We start from the raw sequence: 24,035 nt of genomic DNA on the forward strand, positions 1-24,035 counted from the left end.
TAAATGCGGCCCCGGTCAGGCAGCTTGACGTTCTGGCCAGCTGACAGTTTCAAGGGGCCGCTCCACATTGGCCACGTGTTCGAAAATCCTTGAGTTGATCCATTCGGGCTGGAAGACCGGCGCCATATGGCCCAGCTCGGGCAGCAACGCGATCCGCGCATTGGGCAAAGCCTTCGCGATCTCAACCGAGACGTGCTGCGCAATCTCAGGTGACTCCAAACCAGTCATTACCAACGTCGGTATATCAAGCTTGGACAGGTCCTTCAGTTGCCAGGTTTCAGCAAAACCTTTTGCAAAATCAGACATGACTGATGGGATCATCCCAATGAACCGGTCTCGGGCCTGCGCGGGCAGCGAGTTCCAAAGCCCCTTCTCGTTCCAGAAATCCAAAAAGTGATGCATACCAGCAGCGGCATCGCCATCCGCTGCTGCGGCGCTCACCACACCCGCGAGAAGCTGGATTTGCCCGAACAGTTTCTTGCTGACATCATTGCCAGCCTGCAGAAAATGAAAGACTGCAGGCTCATATACCGTCAGGCTTTTGACAAGATCAGGACGCATCAACGCGACCTTGATGGCGACGCCTCCGCCGTTGGAATGCCCAACCAGATGCACGGGGCGTCCCAGCGCTTCGATTTCGCGGATTACCGGTATGGCAGAAAACGCCGCACCGTTTTGAGAGTTATCTCCAGTCAACGGGCTACGACCGTACCCGGGAAGATCAACAGCGTGAACACTAAAGCGACCTTCCAGATCCGCCGCCAGTTGGTTCCATTGCCCACTATTGGACGCCGAAGAATGCAACGCAAAAATAGGTGCGTTAATCATTTCAGTAGTTCTAAAAGAAATAGTCATCGTTCTTACCCAATCGCACTTAAGATGGGCATTAACTGACCTTTCTATGTTTCATTGTGATGTCTGGAAGCGGTGCCAAGTGTTTCAGTTGTTGCTCTGTGAAGCAGGTCACACAACTTGCTATCCGGCTCAAAAACAAACAGGTTTATCGGCCGGTACTTGGCTGAGTTGGCACCTATTGAAACAATTGAAACACACGATGCTAATTTTGAAATGGCATTGAAACAATGGTATCCTAAAAATTCAGGATGACGATGGGCATGGCGAACGAATTTGAAGAAATCGAGAAGGCGAGGGACCTTCTTCGTGATGCGATCGAATCTCTCAAAGAAGGGTTCGCCCTCTATGATGATGATCGCCGCCTTGTCCTGTTCAATCAACGATATGCCGAGATGAACAAGGGGGTTGCCGACCTGCTGCAACCCGGACTGGACTGGGAAATCCTGATGCGTGAGACGGCGCGCCGGGGAATTTACGCCGAGGCCATCGGCAATGAACAGCAGTGGGTTTCGGACCGGTTGGCTAATGGGGTCGAGTTCATCCAAGACTTTGAGCTGATGGAAACGGATGGGCGTACCTATCTGGTTTCTGTTCATCCCACCAAGTTCGGCGGATTTGTCGTCACGCGTGAGGATATCACCGAACGCAAACAAGCCGAGGTCGAAGAGCGCGACGGCGATCTATTGATCCGAAAGGTGTTGGATGCCAGTTCGGCAATCGTAACCATGGCGCGGATTGGTGATGGTCAGATCTTGTATCGCACGCCTGCTGCGCTGCAGATGTTCGGACCTTCCAAATCTGCAAAACAGCATTATCAAAAGCCGGAAGAACGCGCGGATTTTGTAACCCAGCTTTTGGCCGATGGTCGTGTCGATGACTACAAGCTCGACTTGATTAATGCGGCTGGCAAAACCTTCCCTGCGTCGATTTCGTCTCAATTGATCGATTACAAAGGCGAAGAAGTCATCGTGACCAGCGTGATCGATCTAACCGTCCAGAAAGAGGCTGATGCCTTGATCCGTCAGGTCATGGAGGCTTATCCAGCAGCCATCAACATGACGCATGCCGACACCGGCGAGGTGCTGTTTGCTACGCCCGAGATAAAGGCGCTGTTTGGTGAAGCAGAAAGTTCGAAATCCTACTATGCGGACCCGAATGAGCGCGAACGGTACCTGAAAGACCTCCGGCAAGCGGGGGCGCTTAAGGATCGGCGTATGGAGTTCGTCGATGCAAGCGGGCGAAAGTTCTGGGGGGCGGATTCTTCACGGCTGATCGAGTTCAATGGTGAAGAAGTAATCGTTTCCAATACCCGCGATCTGACCGATGAATTGGCCATTGAGGTTGAGCTTGAAAAGCAACGAGAGCTGCTGTTCCAGAACGAAAAGATGTCTGCGCTTGGCGAACTACTCGCCGGTGTGGCGCATGAGCTTAACAATCCGTTGTCGGTTGTTGTGGGTCATTCGTTGATGTTGAAGGAAGAAATTTCTGACCCCGATCTCGGTGTCAGGATTGAAAAAATCGGCAATGCCGCTGAACGCTGCGCGAAGATTGTAAAGACCTTTCTGGCGATGGCGCGCCAGCAGCCCAGCAAGATCGAGCAGGTTGATGTTCCCAGCATGATTGAAACAGCTGCGGATGTCGCCGGGTACGGTAGCTCATCAGGCGAAATTCGCATTGAGCAAAGTCTGCCAGCAGACCTGCCCGCAGTTGCCGGGGATGCGGACCAGCTTACGCAAGTCGTCTTGAACCTTATCATCAATGCCGAGCAGGCCATGACCGCATCCGGCATCGGCGACCACATCATGCTGTCTGCCGAGGTGAAGCCTGCCATCGGAATGGTTGAGATCACGGTTCAGGACAATGGCCCAGGTATCCCCAAAGCCATACGCGCACGTATCTTCGAGCCGTTCTTCACCACAAAGGAGGTGGGTGACGGCACCGGGATTGGGCTTGCTTTCTGTCACCGGATCATTCTGTCCCATGGCGGTCAGATCAGGCTTGATCAGGCCGCAATGTCCGGCACCTGCTTCCGGATAACTCTGCCCGTCGCAAAGATGCAAAATGATGTGGCTGAAGAAAAACCCGAACCCGCCGCGAATTTTGCCAAGCACCGTGCATTGGTCGTGGATGATGAGGTCGAAGTGGGTGAGATCAATGCCGAGATACTGCGGAAGGACGGCTTTCACGTTGATTTCGTTACCTCAGGAGAAGAGGCGCTCAGGCAACTGCAGTCCGCCAGCTACGATGTATTCCTAAGTGATATGAACATGCCCGGTGTTGACGGACGCAAGATTTATGAGGCGCTGGTGGCGCGTTTTCCGAAAATGCTGACCCGGACAGCATACATCACCGGGGACACCATGGGTGAAAGCTCATTGGGACTGCTGAAGGAATCCGGTCTGCCCTATCTGGAAAAACCCGTCTCGCCTTCGGAACTGAGAATACTTGTCGGAAAGCTGCTCGCCGATCAGAAGGATCAAACGGATGAATGACCAGAAAACCCATATCCTGGTTTGCGATGACGAGATCGACGTGCGCGAGATGCTTCAGGAATATCTGAGCAAACGCGGGTACGAGGTTTCTGCAGCCGCTGGCGGAGAAGAGCTCCGGTCTGTCATCTCCTCTCGAGCTGTTGATGTCATGATCATGGATATCAATATGCCAAAGGAAGACGGTCTTTCGATCCTCAGATCGCTTCGTCCTGAAAACACGACGCCCGTGATCATGTTGACTGCAGCAGGCGATGTAGTGGACCGGATCATCGGGCTTGAGATGGGGGCAGATGACTATCTTGGAAAGCCGGTTGATCTTCGGGAACTGGAAGCGCGGATCAAGGCCCTATTGCGCCGAGGGGCCATCAACGAAAGTCTGCCCGCAGATGCCTCCGAAGGCAATTTGGCCCTTTTTGGCGACTACACGCTGGATAAAGAGGCAGCCAAACTTCTTGCGCCGGATGGATCCGAGGTCCCGCTAACGGCGATGGAGTATAGTCTGCTCAAGGTGTTTGCTGAAAACAAAGGGCGTGTTTTGAACCGTGATCAACTGCTTGAACAAGCGCATGACCGGTCCTGGGATCCGTTCGACCGCAGCATTGATATCCGAATATCCAGACTGCGCCGGAAGCTTGAAACCAACCCGGAAAAGCCGGAAATCATCAGAACCGTGCGGGGTATAGGTTATGTCTATGATCCCAAATAGGGTTTGCCGTTCCGAGCAAGCACATTGCGAGTAGCACCGTGGAAACCAAGCTCGTCACAACCATAATTGCTGACATTTCTGACAGCACTCCGTTCTACGAAGAAATGGGGGACGATCAGGCGCAGCAGTTGATTCAGTTTGAAATCGATCGATTGCGTGAGGTTCTACTTGGGTTTGGCGGAGTTCCTGTGGGGCAGAAAGGCGATGACGTCTTGTCCTATTTCAAGGAACCCGAGGCCGCCGTAAACGCGGTTGTAGAGATGATTCAGAAACCGCCTGGAACATTACTGTCGGTCCACGCGGGTGTTCATCAAGGTCCTGTTGTTATTGGCGATAATGGGATATTTGGCGAAACAGTTAATCTGACCGCACGTTTGGCGGCCGCGGCCAATCCGGGTGAAGCTTGTGTCAGCGAAAGCGTCGCCAAGGATCTAAGCCCCGAAAGTCTCCAGATGCTCACCCCAATCGGATCGCTTCGCCTGAAAGGTGTGAGTGACCCGGTCAAAGCTTATTCAGTCCTGGCCTCAACGGACGGGTTAAGCACCGTGATGCATCTGCCGACGCAGACGGCCAGCGGATCTGAGGGCATGCAGCAGAATGAAAGCTTTGCGCTCATTCTTTATCACGACGATCATACCTGGCGGTGTCGGGAAGGCGGGGAGCTAACGATCGGCAGATCCAGTCAATGCGATGTCATCCTGCCTGAGCTGTGGGTTTCGCGACTGCATGCGGTACTCAGCATGAAAGGCGGGAAGCTGATGCTGGCGGGTCGCAGTTCGTCGGGAACTTACGTACAATTCGAGAATGCGCGTGAAATCCAGCTTAAGCGCGAGAACATAATGCTGGCCGATAGCGGGCTGATATCGCCTGCACTATCAATTTTGCACTCTGATGCGCGCCCATTAGAGTTTGAGGTCGTCCGCCGATAAACGACGTGGCACGCCTGAATTCTGGCTTCTGTGGTGAAAGTCTCAGAAAGAAACTCGCGATTGTGCTAGAATCGGCACCAATTGCGTATTTCAACCAAGATTGGGAGGGAATGATGTCATTGAATACTTCAGGAAACCAGCTTCGTCAGGGCGCTCTGATCCTGGGTGCAATTACACTCTTGTATGGTGCTGATGCAACTGCCCAGTCAGCGATGCCCAATGCCTGCCCTGTGGATGGGTGTGAGGTGCAGATTGTATCGGTCGCCAAAGAGGGCGACGAACTGCTTGTAAACAATGACGCAAATTTCACTCCGGACGTATCGAAGAACCATTTCCATACATGGTGGGGCGACGGATGTTGTCTTTTTGGCGGATGAGGCAACCTTGGTGGCAATCGACCGATCTGGGGAACTGCATTGGTGGGATATCGCGACGCACCGTCGGCTCATGCCTGTCGAAAAGATCCATGCAGGCCCGACCTGGCGTATTGCGCTGGCACCAGACGGAAATTCTTTTGCGACAACCAGCGAAGCCGGTGTTGTTCGGGTTTGGGACAGGTTGAGCTTAGAGGTCGCATGTGCGTTGGGCAGTCCAACCTTCGATGAAGGGCGCAGGGTTCAGTATTTGGGAAGCGATGAGCCAACAACGACCTGTGATGCCTTCGCGAATTGATCACATGGCGAGTATTGAAAAGCACGGGCGGGCGCTTGGATTTGAAGCGGAACTAAGCAGGCGTGATCAGATTATGGTCGGTTCACAACGAAATCCGGCATGATCTGCGCCTGTGTGATTGCGTCATCGACGTCATGCCCTGCGAAAAAACCGTACCCCGAAATCAGGGCCGAGGCGATTCCGGCAGCATGGGCCCCCAATATGTCGGTATGCAAGCTGTCACCAACCATAAGCACGCGAGTTTTATCGACCCGGCCAAGTCGCTTAAAAGCCAAGTCAAAAATATTCTCAAATGGTTTGCCGAAGAATTCGGGTACAACGCCGGTTCGATCGGCAAGACGATGCGCGAACAGACCGGGTTCGTTTGAAAATCCGTGCTCGCGTGGTGCGACTATGTCCGGATTTCCAACCAATACAGGACGCGGGCGTTTTAGCAGGGCTGCTTCCAGATGGACTTGACGTGCCTCGGTCCAGACGGCTGAGCCGATCATCAGAAACCCCTCAACCGAGTCATAGGGCTCGGGATCGTCATCGAGATAAGTCAGGTTCAAATCTTCCAGATCGCGAAGGCCGGTGCTGGGTGTTGCCATCAAACCCCAATGCAGCGCGCGTTGACCGCCTAGCTCAGCCAGCAGTGTTGCGCGGCTTGTGATGATATCCTCTGGCGCAAAATCATATCCCAGCCGGGCGTATTTCTCGACGAGCGCCGCATGAGGGTGACCAGCTGCATTCGAGACGACCAGAACACGTTTACCCATGGCTTTGAGCTGATCAATCCGTGCGGCTGTACCGGGAATCGCAGTCTCGCCGATATTGAGGACACCGAACGCATCCAGAAGGAATACATCGAAGCCTTCAGCAATATCCATCAAAGTGTTCGCATGCTGATAGGATTGAACAGCTGGTTCAGCAGCCGGAAGTCGATGCCGAACGGCCTCGTAGGCTTCGAAAGCCTCTTGGGTCGTGAAGCGGCTCAAATAATTGCCCCTCGTACTTTGGCAGACACCCATTCGCTGATCATGACGGCAATCAGAATGACGATCAGGATAAGGCTGACCTGCGGCCATGCCAGAACGTTCAGCGACGCCGACAATTGCAGCCCGATGCCGCCTGCGCCCACAAGGCCAAGAACCGTAGACTCGCGAATATTGATGTCCCAGCGGAATACGGCGATCCCGGCAAAGGCGGGCAATATTTGCGGGACGATTCCATATGCCATGACCTGCCAGCGGGATGCGCCGGTGGCGGTGATGGCTTCGACTTGGGTGTGATCAATTTCCTCGATGGCTTCATAGAGAAGCTTGGCGCAGAAGCCGATCGAACGAATGGCTATGGCGATAACACCTGCGAATACTCCGGGTCCAATGATTGCGATTAACAAAAGCGCCCAGATTAGCGAGTTGATCGAGCGGGTTGAGACGATGATCAGTAACGCGATGGGGCGGATGAACACGGCCGACGGCGTGGTGTTGCGGGCGGCCAGAAAGGCGACCGGTACGGCAAGGAACAGCGCAATGATCGTACCAAGTGTGGCGATGTTCAGCGTGTCCCAGATCGGGCGGCCTAACTGCGTGATGTAATCCCACTTTGGTGGTGTCGCGCGGGTCCAGATATCGTTCGCGATCCGGGGTGCGTCCCACACAAAGAACCATGTCGTCGAGGCCGAGATGATCTGCCAGCAGTAGACAAAGACCGCCACACCCAACAGCCAGCAAAACCAACGCACAAGGCTTTGACCGGTCGTGCGTCTGCGCCAGATTTGCGTACTTTCATGTTCAAGCACTGGCATTACTGGACCCTCGCGCGGATGATACCCGAGAGGTATTCGAGCGCCATGACGATCCCGATGATCAGGATCAGAATGGCTGCCGCAGTGTCATACTCATAACGGTCAAACGCCGTATTCAGCGTGGCGCCAATGCCGCCGGCCCCCACAAGCCCAAGAATTGCACTTTCGCGAAAGTTGATATCGATCCTGTACATCGACAGCCCGACCAGTCGCGGCATGACCTGTGGCTGCACGCCGTAGTTGATCCATTGCATCCATCGCGCGCCCGAGGCTTTGATCGCCTCGGCCTGCACTTTGTCCATGGCCTCGATGTCTTCGGCCAAGAGCTTGGACAGGAAACCGATAGTGGCGAAGGACAGTGTCAGGAAGCCGGCCAAAGGTCCGAACCCAAAGATGGCAACCAGAAGAATGGCGACGATGATCTCTTGCAGGGCGCGGCTGATCGCAACAATGCCTCGGCAGATCACATAGACCGGGAGAGGCGCAATATTGCGTGCAGCGCCCAGTCCGATCGGGATCGATATCAGGATGCCCACCACCGACGCTGCAACCGTCATCACGATGCTCTCGAGAAGACCGCTCCAGATATCGCTCCAGCGCGATATGAAATCCGGGCTTGTGAAAGCAAGGACAAAAGCCCAACCGCGATCCAAGCCTTCATAAACCCGGCCCCAATCCACCTCGATGGTCATAAATGCCGCAATCAGATAGGCGACGAATCCAACGATCAAGGTCCAGCGCAGTAAGGCGTTTTTGACGAAGGCCGGTTTCCGCCAGCCTTTGCCCAGCAGGTCATCAAGTTCGGGATGGCTCATTCCGCGGCCTCGATCTCTTCGTCGTCTTCAACTTTCTCTATGGTCGCTTCCCAGTCTTCTTCGCCATAGATTTCGGTCAACTTGTCAGGCGTAAGCCCAGAGGGGAGGCCGTCAAATACGATTTCACCAAAGCGTAGGCCAACGACGCGCGGTACGAACATTTGCGCAAGGGCCACGTCATGAATGTTGATTATCGCGGCTAATCCGCGTTCCTGACACAGCTCGGTAATCAAGCGCATGATCTGACGGCTGGTTTTTGGGTCCAGTGAGGCGGTCGGTTCATCGACCAGCAGAAGCTTGGGATTTTGGATTAGCGCCCGGCATATTCCAACCCGCTGACGCTGACCACCTGACAGTTCGTCCGCTCGTTTGTCGGCCATATGCAACAGACCCACGCGATCCAGCAGGCGGAATGCTTCATCCACGTCAGACTGGGGGTAACGTCGCAGAAAGCTGCGCCAGAACCCGACATATCCCAACCGCCCTGACAACACGTTTTCCATCACCGTCAGGCGCTCGACCAGTGCATATTCCTGAAAGATCATCCCCATCTCGCGGCGCGCTTTTCTCAGCGCGCCCGAGCCGAGTTTTACCAGATCCACGTCGTCCAGCAGAACCTCGCCACTTGTGGGTTCAACCAAACGGTTAATGCAGCGGATCATGGTGGATTTGCCAGCACCGGAAGGTCCGATCAGCGCCAGAACCTGACCCTTGGGCACATCAAGATCGATCGCTTTCAGGGCCTGATCGCCGGTTTTATAAGTCTTTGTAAGCTTTTGAAGCCGCAGCATTTATGCCCCCGGTTCGGGTGGTAACGGGCCCCGCAGGGCCCGCCATATTAGAAATCGATTACTGACAAGCGTAGGAAACGCCGTTGGCCGCGTCGATCTTGCGGATGACGTCCCAGAACTCTTGATAGGTCATCTCAAGGAACTGACCTTCGTTCGACTTCGAGAACTCTGCTTCAAGAGTCGTGCCCTCCCAATCGAAGCTGAAGAAGGCATTGCGGATTTTCTCCTGCAGTTCCGGCGTCAGGTTGTAGACGGTGCCAAAGCCTGTCGTCGGGAAGGTCTGCGACTTGTAGATCGTGATGACGTCGTCTTCGTTGATCACATCGCGCGAGATCATCCGCGATTTGACCGAATTGGCGATCGAAGCGGCCAGATAATCCTTGTTGGCGACACCCAGGATCGAGTTGTCGTGTTTGCCCGAATAAACCGGTTCAAAATCGCGCTCGGGCAGCAGATCAAAGTCGCTTTTCAGGATCGCTGATGGCGCTTTGAAGCCCGAGTTTGAGGTGGGAGAAGTAAAGGCCAGTTGCTTGCCCTTGATATCCTCGACCTTTTCGATGCCCGAACCGGGATAGGTGATGATCTCCATCTCGTATCCGAAGTTTCCGTCTTTCGACGCCATGATCGTGAAAGGCCGGAATCCTGCGCAGTTCACAGCCAACGGGTTAGAACCAGTGTTGAAGCCAGCGATATGCAGACGCCCCGAACGCATGGCCTCAATCTGGGCCGCGTTGTTCTGAACCGGAAAGAAAACAACGTCTTTGCCAGTTTCCGCTTTCAGATGATCAAGAAAGTCTGACCATGCGGTTTTGTAAACAGCGGGGTCTTCGACTGGGGTGTAGGCAAAGATCAGGGTATCAGGATCAATCTGATCGGCAGGATCGGTGGGGATATCCGCGATCAGATCGCCGTCGGCATCGCAGAATCGTGCATCCAGATCACCGCGTGGGCAGTCCTGCGCTGAAGCGGTGCCCGATAGCGACAAGAGCGCGATTGCGGAAGCTCCGATCAGTAGTTTGATATCAAATTTCATTTCTTCCTCCCAGTCATGCGTGGCTTTTCTGTCCACGGTTTGTCGTTCTTTGTAAGGACTGCTCAGCGACAAGGATCTTCACCCCGGCGTCGTTGATCGCGCCCAGCAAATCCCCTGTTGGTTTGGTATCAGTCACGATTGAATTCAGCCCGTCAAGATCGCCCACACGGGTCAAACCTTTGCGGCCGAATTTCTCGGACCCGATCAGAAGATGTCGCGTTGCGGCACGTGTCAGCATCATCCGTTTGACGGTTGCGAAACCGCGCACGGTCTCTGACGGTCCTTCTTCCGAGAGGCCGGACGCGCCAATCATGCAACGATCGACGTTGAATCGAGATAGAAAGTCCAGCGTATCTGTCCCGATCGTGGCGGACTCGGCGGTCAGATATTCGCCGGGACACAGAATGACCTCGACCGGTGCGTGGCCAAGGGTCATGGCCACCGGTATCGAATTCGTAATCGCCGTGCAGTGGATACCCCGATACGCCAGCATACGGGCCATCTCGATCGTGGTTGAGCCGGAATCGATCATCACCGTCTCGCCTTCCTGAATCAGGTCAGCTGCGCATTTGCCGATCTTTTCACGCTCATCAAGGCGGGCGTGGGTGCGCTCATCCAGACTTGGATAACGTCCTTGTATCGGGGCAGAGGCACCGCCATGCGCCCGCGAGATCAGCCCATCATCAGCTAGGGCATCAAAATCCCTGCGCACCGTTTCCGCCGAAACATTGAAACGCTGCGCCAATTCGCTGATCCGGACGTGTGGGCGAAGCTTCAACTCCAACAATATCTCACGGCGGCGGTCGGATTTCTTGAACCGACTCTGGCCCTTGTTGGTTTTCTTATCGCGCGTTTCCGCTTTGGGCATCTGGCAATCCGACTCGGTTTCAATCTCACTTTTGTGGCGTTTCAGTCGTTTTGCAACAATTTCTGTTGCAAAGCCCACGATTCATTGTGAGACTTCAAAGAACTGTTTCTATTTCGAGGCGTAGCAATCGAAGTGCACCGGCGTTCTGGATGTAGCCACCTTGTTCAACAGCACGTATGTGTTGCCATTGCCCTTTGCGTAGTGCCAGAGCCAAGAGCGCGCGCATGAGCAAGACCGAATTCACAGATCAGATCGGTGCGCTTCCAGTGCGATGGGACAAGTCCGACAAGCTGCGGGTTCTCATGGTCACTTCGCGTGACCGGGGGCGGTGGGTCATCCCCAAAGGTTGGATGATGGATGGTAAGAAGCCTTGGCATGCCGCTGAAATCGAAGCTTTGGAAGAGGCCGGAGCTGTTGGCTTTATCTCCAAGAAATCGATCGGGTGCTTTCACTATGACAAGCGATACGAGGGTAAAAGCAGCGTGCCTTGCCGCGTAACGCTTTATCCGTTGATTGTGGAACGGCTCAAACGCCGTTGGAAGGAACGCGACGAACGCAAGCGCCACTGGTTCTCACCTGCCAAGGCCGCAAAGCTTGTCGAAGAGAAAGAACTGGCGCGTTTGTTAAAGAGCCTGTCAGATAATCAAGAGACGTTGGCTGTTATCGAAAAATTGCGAAAGGCCGCATGAGGAAGGGCATATAAGAGCCGGGAAATCCGGACGCAGTGAACTTAAAGGGAGAGAAATCAATGAAGAAATTTACATCCACAACGTTGGGATCGCTTATTGCCCTTGCCGCATCGATGTCAGCGGCACAGGCTGACAAGTTGACACTTTATTGTTCTGCGCAAGAGGATTGGTGCCAGCTTATGGCGCGCAGTTTCGAAGATGCGACTGGCATTGACGTCAATATGACCCGTAAATCCTCAGGTGAGACATTTGCTCAGATCCGTGCAGAAAGCTCCAACCCCAAGGGTGATGTCTGGTGGGGCGGAACGGGTGATCCGCATCTGCAGGCCGCAGAAGAGGGCTTGACGATGGAATACATGTCGCCGATGCGTGACCAGCTTCATGATTGGGCGATTTCTCAGGCGGAAAGCGCTGGTAACAAGACCATCGGCATCTATTCAGGTGCGCTTGGTTACGGCTACAATGCCGATCTTGTCGCCGCGAACAACCTTCCCGAACCTGCTTGCTGGAAGGACCTTCTGAAGCCCGAGTACAAGGGGCACGTTCAGATGGCGAACCCGAACTCATCAGGTACGGCCTACACGACTCTGGCCTCGATGGTGCAAATCTTCGGCGAGGACGAAGGATTTGAGTTCATGAAGGGGCTACATTCGAACATCAACCAATACACCAAATCGGGCTCGGCACCGATCAAGGCTGCTGGTCGAGGCGAGAATACAATTGGTATCGTTTTCATGCATGACGCAGTAAAGCAGGCGGTATCGGGTTTCCCGATCAAAGTCGTCGCGCCATGTGAAGGTACTGGTTACGAAATCGGTTCGATGTCGATCATCGAAGGCGCGCGCAACGAAGAAGAGGCCAAGAAGTTCTATGACTGGGCGTTGTCGCCCGATGCGCAGAACCTCGCCCTTCAGGTAAATGCCTTCCAAGTGCCGTCAAACAAAGGTGCTGAAACTTCGGAAAGCGCGCCTGACATGAGCCAGATCAAGCTGATCGACTATGACTTCAAGAAATACGGCTCGTCGGATGAGCGCAAGCGCTTGCTGCAGAAATGGGACGAAGAGGTTTCGGTACTGCCGCAGTAAATGACTGACGACACGACAAAAACGACCCATCCGGTTCTGATCTTCTGGGTCATCGCCGGGTGGGTCGGATTCTGCCTGCTGCCGTGGTACATGGTTGACGGTGGCCTGTGGTCGTTCGAGTGGCTGCTGGACGGCTACCCTTTCGACGAAGATTATGCGCCTGCTGCCTTTCTAATCGGGCAGGGTGAAAAGCTGTGGCTTGCTCCGCTTCTTATTGCACTCCTGCTGCCACTTCTGGTGTTAAGACGCGCCAAATCAGATCCGCTTTATGCCCGAATTTTGATCCTGTCAGGGGCGCTGGGCTTCGGCTGGCTGATCGCACAAGGGTTCAGCATCGGAATCCGAGGCTACAACTTCGACTGGCTCGAAACCCTGTTTGGCGAGCTCGGTGATCGGCAGTTCGGCATGGGCTATGGCGCGATGATCTGCGCGTCGAGTTTTCTGTTCCTTCTGACCCAGGGTGTCGCCGCACGTGGGGCGATTAACGGAGACGTCTTCGTGGTCAGCGCCATCGGTGGTGTGATCACCATCGTCACCGCGTTTGTATTCTTTCCTATCGCCAAGATGCTGTTCGCTGCCTTTGTGACGGAAGAGGGCGCGTACTCCATCGCAGTGTTCTTCTCGAAATTCTTTGACGACCGGCTTTGGGGGCTGGGATGTTTCTGGGGCGCACGATGCGGGGCGGCATGGAACTCACTGTTTCTGGCCATCCTCGTCGGCTTCATCACCACTGCGCTCGGCTTGTGCTTTGCGCTTGTCGTGACCCGCTCGGGCTTTCGGTACAAGCGCGCGTTGCGCGCACTGACGGTTCTGCCGATTATCACGCCACCGTTCGTGATCGGCCTAGCGCTGATCCTGCTGTTTGGATTGTCGGGTTCAGTAACGCAGTTCTTTGCCGAATTGTTCGGCACCCAACCCACTCGCTGGCTGTATGGCATGCCGGGTGTTCTGATTGCGCAGACGTTGGCATTTACACCCATCGCCTTCCTTGTACTGATTGGCGTCGTTGAAGGGGTGTCTCCCTCGATGGAAGAAGCGGCACAGACACTGCGCGCCAGCAGGTGGCAGACGTTCAAAACTGTGTCCCTGCCGTTGATGCGCCCGGGCCTTGCTAATGCTTTCCTTCTGGGCTTCATCGAAAGCATGGCCGATTTCGGCAACCCACTTGTGCTAGGTGGCAATTTCGATGTGCTGTCGACCGAGATTTTCTTTGCAATTGTTGGTGCGCAATATGATCAAGGCCGCGCTGCGGTTCTGGCCATGGTGCTTCTGTTCTTCACGCTTTCAGCCTTCTACGCGCAGCGAGCCTGGCTGGGTAAGAAAAGCTACACCACAGTCACGGGCAAAGGTGACGCTGGCGTACATCCATTGATGCCAACCGGCCTTTCCATCCCGGTGCTAACCGTCGCCCTTGGCTGGGCGGTGTTTACCATCGTCGTCTACGCCATGATCGTCTACGGCAGTGTGGTCGAGCTGTGGGGGGTCAATAATTCCCTGACGTTCAAGCACTACGTCACTGCCTTCTCGGTTCGGTTCGAGGCGGAAGGAATTCGCTGGACAGGGGCCGCATGGGACAGTTTCTGGACCACCATAACAATCGCCGCAATCGCCGCGCCGCTTACGGCTGCAGTTGGGCTCGTGACGGCCTATCTACTAACCCGGCAGAGTTTCGCAGGCAAAGACGCTTTTGAGTTCGGCACCATGCTGTCCTTTGCCATCCCCGGTACCGTGATCGGTGTCAGCTACATTCTCGCCTTCAACGTGCCACCGATCGAGATCACGGGCACGGGTGTCATCCTTGTTGTCAGCTTCATCTTCCGCAACATGCCGGTCGGTGTCCGGGCCGGCATCGCCAGCATGTCGCAACTGGATCGCAGCCTGGACGAATCCTCGCTGACGCTGGGCGCAAATTCCTGGCAGACTTTCCGCCGGATCATCCTGCCTCTGCTACGCCCGGCAATTCTTGCCGCCCTTGTCTACAGTTTCGTGCGGGCCATGACGGCGATTTCGGCGGTGATTTTTCTGGTCAGCGCGGAATATGACATGGCGACCAGCTATATCATCGGGCGGGTCGAGAATAACGACTATGGTCTCGCCATCGCCTATTCCACCACACTGATCTTTGTGATGCTGTCAGTGGTTGCCCTGATGCAGTTGATCGTGGGCCGGACCAAGATCGGGCGACGAATGACGCAGTCGCGGACCAATGTTTAGGAGAGTTTGACATGAGCCTGCAGTCCAAAGCCGCGCCGGTTCGGTTCGAGTCCGTGACAAAGATGTTTGGCAAGGATGTCGTTGCCGTAGACAACATTAACCTGCATGTCGAAGCCGGAAAGCTGGTCACGCTGTTGGGCCCGTCGGGCTGCGGCAAGACGACGACGCTGAGGATGATCGCAGGGCTCGAAATGGCCACCTCGGGAAAGATCACCATCGGGGATCGCGATGTGACCAAACTGCCCGCGACGGACCGCGACGTATCCATGGTGTTCCAGTCCTACGCGCTGTTTCCTCATATGAGCGTGCTTGAGAACGTGATGTATGGCCTCACGTTCTCGGGTCTTGCTAAAGACGAGGCCCGCCGCCGCGCTTTGGACGGTTTAGAGCTGGTTGGACTGAAAGGTTTTGACGGCCGCCTCCCGTCAGAACTGTCTGGTGGCCAACAGCAGCGCGTCGCTGTAGCGCGGGCTTTGGTGTTGGAACCACAGGTGCTGTTGTTTGATGAACCGCTTTCTAACCTCGACGCGAAATTACGCCGCCAGGTGCGCGAGGACATCCGGGCCATTCAGCAAGACCTTGGCCTGACCGTCGTCTACGTGACACACGATCAGGAAGAGGCTCTGGCGGTGTCCGACGAAATCGTCGTGATGCGGAATGCCGCGATTGCCCAGATTGGCACGCCCCGCCAGCTTTACGACGCCCCAAATGATCGCTTTGTTGCTGATTTTATTGGTGAGGCAAATCTGCTTGCCTGCCAGATCATCTCGGTCGACGGCGACATGGCCACCATCGAGATCGAAGGCTACCGCCATACCTTGGCATCCCGTGGCTTGACCGAAGGGCCTGCGACCGTCGCCATCCGGCCTTCTCGACTTGTGATTGGAGCCGCGCAAGGGGTTGCAGCGACCGTCTCCAAAGCCACCTATGTGGGTGTCCGAATGGAGTACACTCTGACTGGTGCGTTCGGCCAGGTCTTTGCAGTCCATGACGATGTCGATGCGCCGCTAGAGCCGGGTACAGAAGTACAGATGGCCTTCGCCGAGAAAGGTCCGGTGCTTTTGCCCGAATAGATGCCCTGTCTTCTAATCATCACGCACCCCGAGGTCATCATTGACCCGAACACCCCCATTCAGGACTGGGGGCTTAGCGCGGTAGGCCGCCGCCGCGCTGCGGCCTTCGCAACCAGCGGAATTTTTGCAGAAGTTACCCACCTATGGGCCAGCACCGAGCAAAAGGCCCGCGAGACGGCCGACATCCTGGCTGCGCCCCGAAGCCTGCGGATAAAACAAGATGCCGCACTTGGCGAGAATGATCGAAGCGCCACCGGTTTTTTGCCGCGTGACCGGTTCGAAGCTGCCGCTGACGCATTCTTTGCCCACCCCAACACCAGTTTTCGCGGCTGGGAAACTGCCGCTGCCGCCCAGCGGCGGATAAACCAAGCAGTAACTTCAATTATCGAAACGCATGATGGCAGTGACCTCGCCATCGTTACCCATGGGGCCGTCGGGACCCTTCTGTGGTGCTCCTTGTCGGGCCGCCCCATTGATCGGAGGTATGATCAGCCCGGGCAAGGCCATTATTGGCAAGCCGATCTAACGGACCTTAAACCGCTGAGCGGATGGCGCTCAATCGACTAGATTGTCAGGCCTGCCATGCGTTCTCAGAGATTTCACGCAAAGTATCAAACACATCCGGAGTACCAGCGATCACCCGACCGCCGTTGCGGATCATTACACCTGCGTCCTGATCTTCAACCACGCCGCCTGCTTCCGCGATCATCAATTGACCAGCCAGACAATCCCAGGCGTTCATATGTTCTTCGACATAGCCAAGCAGCCGGCCCGCTGCGACATAGGCCAGTGACAGCGCGCCACTGGCGTTTCTGTGAAACATGGCCCCACGCTCGATCAGGTTCGCGACGATTGGAACAATGTTACGGTTATCCACCCGGTTCGAATAACCCACTGCCACCGTTCCTTGATGCAGCGCGACACCCGAAGCGACCCTCATTGGCGCATCATTCAGTGTTGCCCCGCCTCCGCGCGAGGCTACGAAGGTCTCATTGATATTTGGGTCATGGATCACACCGATCTCCGTATTTTCCTCAGCGACGCCCGCCAGAACGATGGTCCAGGCCGGAATGCCATTGACGAAATTCGTGGTGCCATCAATTGGATCGATCACCCAGTCAAATCCGCTTGAGCCTTGTGTTTCACCATGCTCTTCGCCAAATATGCCATCGTTGGGCAAAGCCTCGGCGATCCTCTGGCGGATGAAGGTTTCGACATTCCGGTCTGCCTCGCTGACCCAATCCTGTGCGCCTTTTTGATCGACGATCAAACCGCCCCGGTCGGAGAAATATCTGGAGGCGATTGTGCCAGCTTCCTTGCAGATCGCGATCGCGAAGTCTTTGCGTTCTTTGAGGTAATCCATTGGGAATCCAAATCATATCTGTTGTTGGCCAAAACTGTGCAGGCTTGGTGATGGAATGGCAAATACCAAATGCTGGTGAACTCGGTCCGGGGCAGCCATTTACAGGCGTGCCTTCAACCGCATTTCGCGTCTTCAAAACGGGGCGCGCAGGTTTCGTGCTAAACACGATGCTGTAAGAATACGTCGCCGGGAACGATTTTAGCATTGAAGAAAATGGTAGCCCGTAGGGGAATCGAACCCCTCTTTCCAGGTTGAAAACCTGGCGTCCTAACCGATAGACGAACGGGCCATTTAGACCAGACAAGCACAAGTGGTAGCCCGTAGGGGAATCGAACCCCTCTTTCCAGGTTGAAAACCTGGCGTCCTAACCGATAGACGAACGGGCCACGCTGGCTTGTGGAGGGCCTTTTACGGTTTACCTTCCCCCCCCGCAAGACGAAAAACGCAAGGCTGTGAAACTTTTTTGGCCGTTCCTGAGCGGCGTTGAAACGGTTGTCAGACAGCTTCTGCCGCGTCTTCCAGTCGCAGCTGCACGCTCTGTCGTCCGCCCCAGGTATTCACCTCAAGCCGACCCGCGAAATGGAACCGCGCACCGCCGTGATTAGACAGGCGATCCCCCAACGGACCGTCGAACGCGCCAAAGGCGATGGCATCCAGTCCGCCAGACATTCCATCCGAAAGTGACAGCTTCAAATGTGTTTCGCCCACGCGTTTAGCAAAGCGCACTTGCAGATCAGGCAGCGCATAGCGCGGGGCAGGGGCACCGGCCCCGAAAGGACCCGCTTTCTCTACCTGTTCGATCAGATCGACTGTCGCGGCCCCGGGCATCAGCGCCCCGTCCAGTTTCAAGTCGCCGGGACCGCCTTGGCCTGCACCTTGTTTGGCCAGAAGCTCGGACAGGCGCGACATTGCAGGCTCCAACTGATCACGCATCACCGTCAGACCGGCCGCCATCTTGTGGCCACCCCCCTTGACCAGCAGCCCATCGGCAGCCAGTCGCTGGATCGACGCGCCCAGATCAACGCCCGAGATCGACCTGCCTGAACCTTTGCCCTCATCCCCGTCGAACCCGATCACGATAGCGGGCCGGTTTGCCGACTCTTTCAGTCGCGATGCAACGATACCTACCACGCCGGGATGCCAACCTTCGCCTGCAGCCCAGACCAGCGGCCCATCCAACCCACGGTCCTCGGCTTGCGCCAAAGCCGCCGCGCGGACCGCGTTTTCGATCTCGCGCCGTTCCGAATTCAGGGCATCCAACCGCTCGGATAAGGCTTTGGCCTCAGTGATCGAGTCCGTGCTCAGCAGCCGCGCGCCAAGATCAGCCTGCCCAATGCGACCGCCTGCATTGACGCGCGGCCCCAGAAGAAACCCCAGATGATAGCTATTGGGCGCGGTATCCATGCGCGCCACGTCTGACAACGCGACCAAACCAGGCCTTTGCCTTTGGGTCATCACTTTCAGGCCCTGTCGAACCAGCGCCCGGTTAGCGTCGATCAACGGCGCAACGTCCGCCACCGTGGCCAGCGCCACCAGATCGAGCATTGCCATCAGATCCGGCCCCTTGGCCCCGGCCTCACGCAACTGACGACCCGCCTCGACCAGCATCAGGAACACCACCGCAGCAGCGCAGAGATAGCCCAGATCGCCGCTTTCGTCCTGTCGGTTCGGGTTCACCACGGCGACGCAATCCGGCAGGGTTTCTGCACCCAAATGGTGATCCAAAACGATCACATCCGCACCCTTCGCCGCCGCGATAGGTTCGTGGCTCAGCGTTCCGCAATCCACGCAGATGATCAGGTCATGGCTAGCCGCCAGTTCCTGCATTGCAGGCACATTTGGCCCATAGCCTTCATCAATCCGGTCGGGCACATAAAGCGTCGCGGTAAGCCCCATCTGGCGCAGCCACACCAACAACAACGCAGCCGAACTGCCCCCGTCCACATCATAGTCAGCAAACACTGCGATCTTTTGGCGCTTGCGCACAGCCTGTAGAAACCGGGCCGCAGCGACGTCCATATCTTTCATCGATCGCGGGTCGGGCAGCAGTTCCTTCAACTTAGGTTCCAGGAAACCGGCGGCCTCCATCACCGGAACACCACGCCGTGCCAAAACCTGACAGACGGCGCGAGGCAGATCTGTCTGCTGCGCCATCATTTCTGCTGACCGCTCGACCTCAATCCCCGGTCCGATCCAGCGTCGCCCCGTCAGAGATTGCTCTACGCCCAGAAATGCCACATCTCACCTCATGCACTAAGGCCGGACCCCTGCGGATCCGGCCTCTTGGTCTTTTATGAATACTCTTGCTGAAGGCGCTGGCGCAAGCCGCTATGCTTCGTTGTGTGGCCACATCGGCGTGCGGTAGGACATCCGCCGCACCGAGCCCGTTTTTGATCGCATGAGCAGCGTCGTTGTTTCAACCCAACCCGGTTCCCGCTTGATGCGCGGCAGCAGTGAACCTCCGGTGACCCCAGTAGCGGCAAAGATTACATCCGCCGTTACCATCTCGTCGCGCGCATAAACACGGTCCAGATCTGTGATGCCCGCCTTGGCCGCCCGGCCACGTTCGTCGTCATTACGGAACAACAGGCGGCCAAAGATCTGACCGCCCATGCATTTCAGCGCGGCTGCGGCAAGCACACCCTCGGGCGCACCACCTTGACCCATATACATGTCGATGCCGGTCACTTCGCTTTCGGCGCAATGCATCACACCTGCGACGTCGCCATCTGTGATCAGGCGGATCGACGCACCGGTATCGCGGACTTCAGCAATCATCGCTTCGTGGCGGGGACGCTCCAATATGCATACGGTAATATCCGCAGGCTCACAGCCTTTGGCCTTGGCCAGCGCTTCAACTCGCTCGCGCGGGCTCATGTCCAAGCTTACGACACCTTCGGGAAAGCCCGGACCAATGGCCAGTTTGTCCATGTATACGTCCGGAGCGTGTAGCATTGAGCCGCGCGGGCCCATGGCAATGACGGTCAGCGCGTTGGGCATATCCTTGGCGGTCAGGGTTGTGCCTTCAAGCGGGTCCAGCGCAATGTCTACGCCCGGGCCGTTACCAGTGCCAACCTCTTCGCCGATATAGAGCATTGGCGCTTCATCACGCTCGCCCTCACCAATGACAACGACACCCTCAATGTCCAGAAGGTTCAGTTGTTCACGCATAGCGTTGACGGCAGCCTGATCGGCAGCTTTCTCATCACCCCGGCCAACCAGAGAGGCGGACGCCAGCGCGGCCTGTTCTGCCACCCGTGCAAGGCCCAGAGACAGCAGGCGGTCGTTGAAATCGATCTTGGCAGCGTTCATCTTCGCATATCCTTTGGTCAGCTAAGGCGTTTTATCCGGCATAGCCTGCGCGCAGCATAGGCCGCAAGGGGTCAGACTTGTTCGATACGCAGGGCGACGGGTTCTCCGGCCACCACATCGGTGGCGCGCAGGCCATCCAGTGCATGGTCCAGCGTCGCCCGCGTGGTTTTGTGGGTCACGATCAGCACGGGCGCTGTGCTTTCTGTGTGCCCATACTGCCGCATCCGGTCGATCGAGACTCCAGCATCGCCCAGAATCGCCGCGACCTTTGCCAGAGCGCCGGGTTTGTCCAGAAGACCGAGCCGCAGATAGTAGGGTGCAGGTAAGCCAGTAACGGCGGAGGCAGCGTCTTGCAGGGTCGTCGCGGGGCGGCCAAATGTCGGTATATGCAAGCCTCGCGCCAGATCGCAAACGTCGCCCATCACCGCGCTGGCAGTGGGACCTTCACCGGCACCGGGCCCGCGCAGAACGATCTGATCAACCGCATCCCCATCCAGCACAACCATGTTGGTCCCGCCTTCCAACTGACCTAGCGGAGAATTGCTCGGCACTAGACAGGGTTGCATCCGCTGTTCCAGTCCGCGCGCCGTTCGCTGTGCTACACCCAACAGCTTGATGCGATACCCCATGTCGTGGGCCTGATGGATGTCATCGAGGCTAATATGCTGAATGCCCTCGATCTCGATCCCGTCGAAATTCGGCTTGGTGCCAAAGGCAATCGAAGACAGCAGCGCCAGTTTGTGCGCCGCGTCGATGCCGCCAACATCCAGATTAGGATCAGCTTCAAGATAGCCAAGCTGCGCGCATTCCTCGAACAGGGCGTTATAGCCCAACTCCTGCGATTGCATCCGGGTCAGAATATAGTTGCAGGTACCGTTCATGACGCCCATGACACGCGTGATCTCGTTACCCGCCAGTCCTTCGGTCAGAGATTTGATTACCGGGATACCACCCGCGACAGCCGCTTCGAAGCGAATTACACGCCCTGCGGCTTCGGCCAATTCCGCCAATTCCTGCCCGTGAATCGCCAGCAGCGCCTTGTTTGCGGTGACGACATCCTTGCCACTGGTCAGCGCCGCCTCGACCGAAGCTTTCGCGGGGCCGTTCTCCCCGCCCATCAGTTCGACAAAAACATCGATGTCTTCGCGTTTGGCTAATGCAACGGGATCGGTTTCCCATGCATAATCCGAGAGGTTTACGCCACGGTCCTTGCTGGCATCACGGGCCGAAACTGCGGTGATCTCGATGCGACGCCCGGTGCGGGCGTGCAACAAATCGGCATGACGACGCACAATTTTGACCACACCCACGCCAACGGTTCCCAATCCGGCAATTCCAAGCCTCAGCGCCTGTGTCATTCCCTTGGGTCCTTTCTGCTCGCAATACCGCCCGCGATGGCGAAGTGTCCTTTGCGGGCTGCCTTAGCGGGTTCGAGGCAGGGGTGCAATCCGTCTAATCTTTTGGAGCTAGTGGCGTGGCCGAAATCCTAGTTAATCTCGGCATTCTGCAGCGCTTCGGCCTTTTCCGCCAACGCTTCGCTGCGTGCTGTCAGGTCTTCTTCTACCTCTTCCGCTTCGCTGATTGGATCGGTCGGAGGGCCGAGGGCGGGATCTAAAGCAATAAGCTTGGGGTAGGGTGCCTTGCGCAATGCGGCGGTTTCGCTGCCTTCCAACTCAGGGATATTTGCGCAGCCGGCGGTGGCCAGCACAAAGAGAATGGGCAGCAAAAGCTTCATCGTAGTCCTTCGGGTCGCAGCGTGTATCCCGTGATGCACGTTTTGTCGGAATGGTTCAAGCGGGGTTCTATCTGAACGTCTGTTCAGATACGATCGAAGCATGGCGCGTACACAAGGTTCTCATTCCGATATCACCGGCCCCCGTATTCGCGAGGCCGCACTGGGGCTGTTTGCCCGTCATGGCTATGCTGCGGTTTCAATGCGGCAGATCGCAGGCGAGGTGGGGGTGCAGGCTGGGGCACTCTATAATTACACGCCCGACAAGCAGAGCCTGCTGTTTCGGCTGATGCGCGATCACATGCAGGATCTGATGGCCGCCTATGACGATCTCGACCGGTTTGATAATCCACAAGATGCGTTGCGTCAGTTTGTCGGGTTCCACATCCGTTTTCACCTGCAGCGTCCCGACGAGGTGTTCATCGCTTACATGGAGCTGCGCAATCTGAACCCCGAAAATTTTGCCGAAATCGAGGCCCTGCGCCGCCGTTACGAGGACTCGTTAGAGCATATTCTGCGTAACGGGCAGCAATCGGGTCAATTTTCGGTCACCGATACTAAGATCGCCACATTAGCGGTGATTGCCATGCTGAATGGTGTGATCACTTGGTATCGCAGCGGCGGCCGCCTGTCGCTGGATGAGGTCGAGCAGGTGTATTGGGACATGGTCCGCAAAGCGGTTACCGCCTGACCAGCCCTTAGTGGGCCGGGCGGATGAACGTTCCGTTCCGCAACTCCCGAAACGCTTGCTGTAATTCTGCCTGCGTATTCATCACGATCGGGCCATGCCACGCCACGGGTTCATCGATCGGAGCGCCCGAGATCAAAAGAAACCGTACACCCTCGGGCCCGGCCTGAACCGTGATTTCGTCTCCGGTCCCGAACCGAACCAACGTCCTGTCTCCTGACATGTCGCGGATGTTGACCTCTTGCCCGGCGATCTCTTTCTCTAGAAGAATTCCAGTTGGCTGAGACGCATCCGCAAAGGCAGCGCTGCCTTCAAAGATATAGGCGAAGGCCCGGCGGTATGTGTCGATCGGAATGGTTTTTTTCACCCCTGCCGGTATGCTGATATCCAGGTATTGCGGATCGGCAGCGATACCGTCCACTGGGCCCGTACGTCCCCAGAATGTACCGACAATCACACGGACCTTTGTCCCATCATCATCGATGATTTCTGGAATATCAGTGCTTTGAACGTCCTGATAGCGCGGGGTGGCCATTTTCTGATCTGATGGCAGATTGCCCCACAGCTGGAACCCATGCATCTGACCGCTGGCTGACCCCTTGGGCATTTCCTGATGCAGGATACCTGACCCGGCGGTCATCCACTGGACATCTCCGGCACCCAGCGTGCCGCTATTGCCCAGCGAGTCGCTGTGTTCGACTGTACCGGACAGGACATAAGTGATCGTTTCGATGCCCCGATGCGGATGCCACGGAAAACCGGCCATATAGTCCAATGGGTTGTCATTCCGGAAATCATCGAACAGCAGAAACGGGTCCAGTTCCGACGGGTCCTGAAACCCAAACGCCCGGTGCAATTTGACGCCCGCGCCTTCCATTGTCGGGACCGCCTTGCGGAATTCCAAAGTTGGTCTGAGTGACATAAACGCC

Annotated in this window: 23 protein-coding genes and 2 tRNA genes; 10 read left to right on the top strand and 15 right to left on the bottom strand. The window is 56.2% G+C overall.

All coding sequences use genetic code 11. The annotated features are described in order from the left end of the window. Positions 1–15 precede the first annotated feature (15 nt). On the bottom strand, positions 16–828 hold the full coding sequence (locus ACR0AU_RS00560) for an alpha/beta fold hydrolase (protein WP_480795142.1): 813 nt from the start codon (positions 826–828) through the stop codon (positions 16–18). 287 nt (positions 829–1,115) lie between these two features. On the opposite strand from ACR0AU_RS00560, the gene ACR0AU_RS00565 reads away from it, so the two are divergent. The 4 genes from ACR0AU_RS00565 to ACR0AU_RS00580 are packed head-to-tail and all read left to right on the top strand — an operon-like array spanning position 1,116 to position 5,359. Then, entirely contained in the window at positions 1,116–3,347 is a 2,232-nt protein-coding gene (locus ACR0AU_RS00565; protein WP_480438707.1) for an ATP-binding protein, read from the top strand. After that, positions 3,340–4,053 (top strand): response regulator, encoded by a 714-nt coding sequence (locus tag ACR0AU_RS00570; protein ID WP_170396223.1) that lies wholly within the window; start codon positions 3,340–3,342, stop codon positions 4,051–4,053. The genes ACR0AU_RS00565 and ACR0AU_RS00570 overlap by 8 nt, the downstream gene beginning before the upstream one ends. 38 nt (positions 4,054–4,091) lie before the next feature. After that, a complete protein-coding gene (locus ACR0AU_RS00575; RefSeq protein ID WP_170733438.1) occupies positions 4,092–4,982 on the top strand; it encodes an adenylate/guanylate cyclase domain-containing protein in 891 nt (296 codons plus the stop codon). 5 nt (positions 4,983–4,987) lie between these two features. Beyond that, entirely contained in the window at positions 4,988–5,359 is a 372-nt protein-coding gene (locus ACR0AU_RS00580; RefSeq protein ID WP_170733437.1) for a hypothetical protein, read from the top strand. A gap of 366 nt (positions 5,360–5,725) precedes the next feature. Here ACR0AU_RS00580 and ACR0AU_RS00585 read toward each other — a convergent pair whose 3' ends face one another. The 6 genes from ACR0AU_RS00585 to ACR0AU_RS00610 are packed head-to-tail and all read right to left on the bottom strand — an operon-like array spanning position 5,726 to position 10,950. Further along, positions 5,726–6,664: an HAD-IIA family hydrolase gene (locus ACR0AU_RS00585; protein WP_170733436.1), complete on the bottom strand. Its 939-nt coding sequence runs from the start codon at positions 6,662–6,664 to the stop codon at positions 5,726–5,728. After that, entirely contained in the window at positions 6,628–7,443 is an 816-nt protein-coding gene (phnE, locus tag ACR0AU_RS00590; protein WP_170733435.1) for a phosphonate ABC transporter, permease protein PhnE, read from the bottom strand. The genes ACR0AU_RS00585 and phnE (ACR0AU_RS00590) overlap by 37 nt, the downstream gene beginning before the upstream one ends. Beyond that, positions 7,443–8,258 carry a phosphonate ABC transporter, permease protein PhnE gene (gene phnE, locus ACR0AU_RS00595; RefSeq protein WP_170403405.1) on the bottom strand — a complete coding sequence of 272 codons (816 nt, stop codon included), beginning with the start codon at positions 8,256–8,258 and terminating at the stop codon, positions 7,443–7,445. The genes phnE (ACR0AU_RS00590) and phnE (ACR0AU_RS00595) overlap by 1 nt, the downstream gene beginning before the upstream one ends. After that, positions 8,255–9,049 (bottom strand): phosphonate ABC transporter ATP-binding protein, encoded by a 795-nt coding sequence (phnC, locus tag ACR0AU_RS00600; RefSeq protein ID WP_170403402.1) that lies wholly within the window; start codon positions 9,047–9,049, stop codon positions 8,255–8,257. The genes phnE (ACR0AU_RS00595) and phnC overlap by 4 nt, the downstream gene beginning before the upstream one ends. Positions 9,050–9,107: 58 nt before the next feature. Further along, entirely contained in the window at positions 9,108–10,082 is a 975-nt protein-coding gene (gene phnD / locus ACR0AU_RS00605; protein WP_170733433.1) for a phosphate/phosphite/phosphonate ABC transporter substrate-binding protein, read from the bottom strand. A 13-nt stretch (positions 10,083–10,095) separates the two neighbouring features. Further along, entirely contained in the window at positions 10,096–10,950 is an 855-nt protein-coding gene (locus tag ACR0AU_RS00610; RefSeq protein ID WP_170626606.1) for a DeoR/GlpR family DNA-binding transcription regulator, read from the bottom strand. Between the two features lie 224 nt (positions 10,951–11,174). On the opposite strand from ACR0AU_RS00610, the gene ACR0AU_RS00615 reads away from it, so the two are divergent. From ACR0AU_RS00615 to ACR0AU_RS00635, 5 genes are read left to right on the top strand one after another with little or no spacing between them, the layout of a single operon-like run. Beyond that, positions 11,175–11,639: an NUDIX hydrolase gene (locus ACR0AU_RS00615; RefSeq protein WP_170396245.1), complete on the top strand. Its 465-nt coding sequence runs from the start codon at positions 11,175–11,177 to the stop codon at positions 11,637–11,639. A 59-nt stretch (positions 11,640–11,698) separates the two neighbouring features. After that, on the top strand, positions 11,699–12,724 hold the full coding sequence (locus tag ACR0AU_RS00620; RefSeq protein WP_170733432.1) for an ABC transporter substrate-binding protein: 1,026 nt from the start codon (positions 11,699–11,701) through the stop codon (positions 12,722–12,724). After that, complete coding sequence (locus ACR0AU_RS00625) at positions 12,725–14,938, top strand: ABC transporter permease (protein WP_170733431.1); 2,214 nt, start codon at positions 12,725–12,727, stop codon at positions 14,936–14,938. An 11-nt stretch (positions 14,939–14,949) separates the two neighbouring features. Then, entirely contained in the window at positions 14,950–16,011 is a 1,062-nt protein-coding gene (locus tag ACR0AU_RS00630; protein WP_170597896.1) for an ABC transporter ATP-binding protein, read from the top strand. Further along, complete coding sequence (locus ACR0AU_RS00635) at positions 16,012–16,578, top strand: histidine phosphatase family protein (RefSeq protein ID WP_170565768.1); 567 nt, start codon at positions 16,012–16,014, stop codon at positions 16,576–16,578. A gap of 4 nt (positions 16,579–16,582) precedes the next feature. On the opposite strand, the gene ACR0AU_RS00640 is transcribed toward ACR0AU_RS00635, so the two are convergent. From ACR0AU_RS00640 to ACR0AU_RS00670, 7 genes are all read right to left on the bottom strand, one after another. Continuing rightward, on the bottom strand, positions 16,583–17,374 hold the full coding sequence (locus ACR0AU_RS00640; protein ID WP_170733430.1) for an inositol monophosphatase family protein: 792 nt from the start codon (positions 17,372–17,374) through the stop codon (positions 16,583–16,585). A 214-nt stretch (positions 17,375–17,588) separates the two neighbouring features. After that, positions 17,589–17,663, bottom strand: a tRNA-Glu gene (locus tag ACR0AU_RS00645). Between the two features lie 22 nt (positions 17,664–17,685). Beyond that, a tRNA-Glu gene (locus ACR0AU_RS00650) sits at positions 17,686–17,760 on the bottom strand. Between the two features lie 109 nt (positions 17,761–17,869). Further along, positions 17,870–19,612: a single-stranded-DNA-specific exonuclease RecJ gene (gene recJ / locus ACR0AU_RS00655; RefSeq protein WP_170733429.1), complete on the bottom strand. Its 1,743-nt coding sequence runs from the start codon at positions 19,610–19,612 to the stop codon at positions 17,870–17,872. 90 nt (positions 19,613–19,702) lie between these two features. Further along, positions 19,703–20,686 (bottom strand): class II fructose-bisphosphatase, encoded by a 984-nt coding sequence (gene glpX, locus ACR0AU_RS00660; RefSeq protein WP_170422349.1) that lies wholly within the window; start codon positions 20,684–20,686, stop codon positions 19,703–19,705. 71 nt (positions 20,687–20,757) lie between these two features. After that, positions 20,758–22,044 (bottom strand): homoserine dehydrogenase, encoded by a 1,287-nt coding sequence (locus ACR0AU_RS00665; RefSeq protein ID WP_480795143.1) that lies wholly within the window; start codon positions 22,042–22,044, stop codon positions 20,758–20,760. Between the two features lie 128 nt (positions 22,045–22,172). Continuing rightward, complete coding sequence (locus ACR0AU_RS00670; protein WP_170396262.1) at positions 22,173–22,421, bottom strand: hypothetical protein; 249 nt, start codon at positions 22,419–22,421, stop codon at positions 22,173–22,175. 100 nt (positions 22,422–22,521) lie between these two features. On the opposite strand from ACR0AU_RS00670, the gene ACR0AU_RS00675 reads away from it, so the two are divergent. After that, positions 22,522–23,109: a TetR/AcrR family transcriptional regulator gene (locus tag ACR0AU_RS00675; RefSeq protein ID WP_170422345.1), complete on the top strand. Its 588-nt coding sequence runs from the start codon at positions 22,522–22,524 to the stop codon at positions 23,107–23,109. Positions 23,110–23,116: 7 nt separating this feature from the next. Here the strand turns inward: ACR0AU_RS00675 and ACR0AU_RS00680 are convergent, their stop codons facing one another. Further along, entirely contained in the window at positions 23,117–24,028 is a 912-nt protein-coding gene (locus ACR0AU_RS00680; protein ID WP_223117849.1) for a pirin family protein, read from the bottom strand. Positions 24,029–24,035 lie beyond the last annotated feature (7 nt).

This window comes from Ruegeria sp. CG1, assembly GCF_056537265.1.

Coding starts and splice junctions, on each gene's coding strand:
- ACR0AU_RS00560 (WP_480795142.1), bottom strand. CDS start 828: ATGATTAACGCACCTATTTTTGCGTTGCATTCTTCGGCGTCCAATAGT.
- ACR0AU_RS00565 (WP_480438707.1), top strand. CDS start 1,116: ATGGCGAACGAATTTGAAGAAATCGAGAAGGCGAGGGACCTTCTTCGT.
- ACR0AU_RS00570 (WP_170396223.1), top strand. CDS start 3,340: ATGAATGACCAGAAAACCCATATCCTGGTTTGCGATGACGAGATCGAC.
- ACR0AU_RS00585 (WP_170733436.1), bottom strand. CDS start 6,664: ATGGGTGTCTGCCAAAGTACGAGGGGCAATTATTTGAGCCGCTTCACG.
- phnE (WP_170733435.1), bottom strand. CDS start 7,443: ATGCCAGTGCTTGAACATGAAAGTACGCAAATCTGGCGCAGACGCACG.
- phnE (WP_170403405.1), bottom strand. CDS start 8,258: ATGAGCCATCCCGAACTTGATGACCTGCTGGGCAAAGGCTGGCGGAAA.
- phnC (WP_170403402.1), bottom strand. CDS start 9,049: ATGCTGCGGCTTCAAAAGCTTACAAAGACTTATAAAACCGGCGATCAG.
- phnD (WP_170733433.1), bottom strand. CDS start 10,082: ATGAAATTTGATATCAAACTACTGATCGGAGCTTCCGCAATCGCGCTC.
- ACR0AU_RS00610 (WP_170626606.1), bottom strand. CDS start 10,950: ATGCCCAAAGCGGAAACGCGCGATAAGAAAACCAACAAGGGCCAGAGT.
- ACR0AU_RS00615 (WP_170396245.1), top strand. CDS start 11,175: ATGAGCAAGACCGAATTCACAGATCAGATCGGTGCGCTTCCAGTGCGA.
- ACR0AU_RS00620 (WP_170733432.1), top strand. CDS start 11,699: ATGAAGAAATTTACATCCACAACGTTGGGATCGCTTATTGCCCTTGCC.
- ACR0AU_RS00625 (WP_170733431.1), top strand. CDS start 12,725: ATGACTGACGACACGACAAAAACGACCCATCCGGTTCTGATCTTCTGG.
- ACR0AU_RS00630 (WP_170597896.1), top strand. CDS start 14,950: ATGAGCCTGCAGTCCAAAGCCGCGCCGGTTCGGTTCGAGTCCGTGACA.
- ACR0AU_RS00635 (WP_170565768.1), top strand. CDS start 16,012: ATGCCCTGTCTTCTAATCATCACGCACCCCGAGGTCATCATTGACCCG.
- ACR0AU_RS00640 (WP_170733430.1), bottom strand. CDS start 17,374: ATGGATTACCTCAAAGAACGCAAAGACTTCGCGATCGCGATCTGCAAG.
- glpX (WP_170422349.1), bottom strand. CDS start 20,686: ATGAACGCTGCCAAGATCGATTTCAACGACCGCCTGCTGTCTCTGGGC.
- ACR0AU_RS00665 (WP_480795143.1), bottom strand. CDS start 22,044: ATGACACAGGCGCTGAGGCTTGGAATTGCCGGATTGGGAACCGTTGGC.
- ACR0AU_RS00670 (WP_170396262.1), bottom strand. CDS start 22,421: ATGAAGCTTTTGCTGCCCATTCTCTTTGTGCTGGCCACCGCCGGCTGC.
- ACR0AU_RS00675 (WP_170422345.1), top strand. CDS start 22,522: ATGGCGCGTACACAAGGTTCTCATTCCGATATCACCGGCCCCCGTATT.
- ACR0AU_RS00680 (WP_223117849.1), bottom strand. CDS start 24,028: ATGTCACTCAGACCAACTTTGGAATTCCGCAAGGCGGTCCCGACAATG.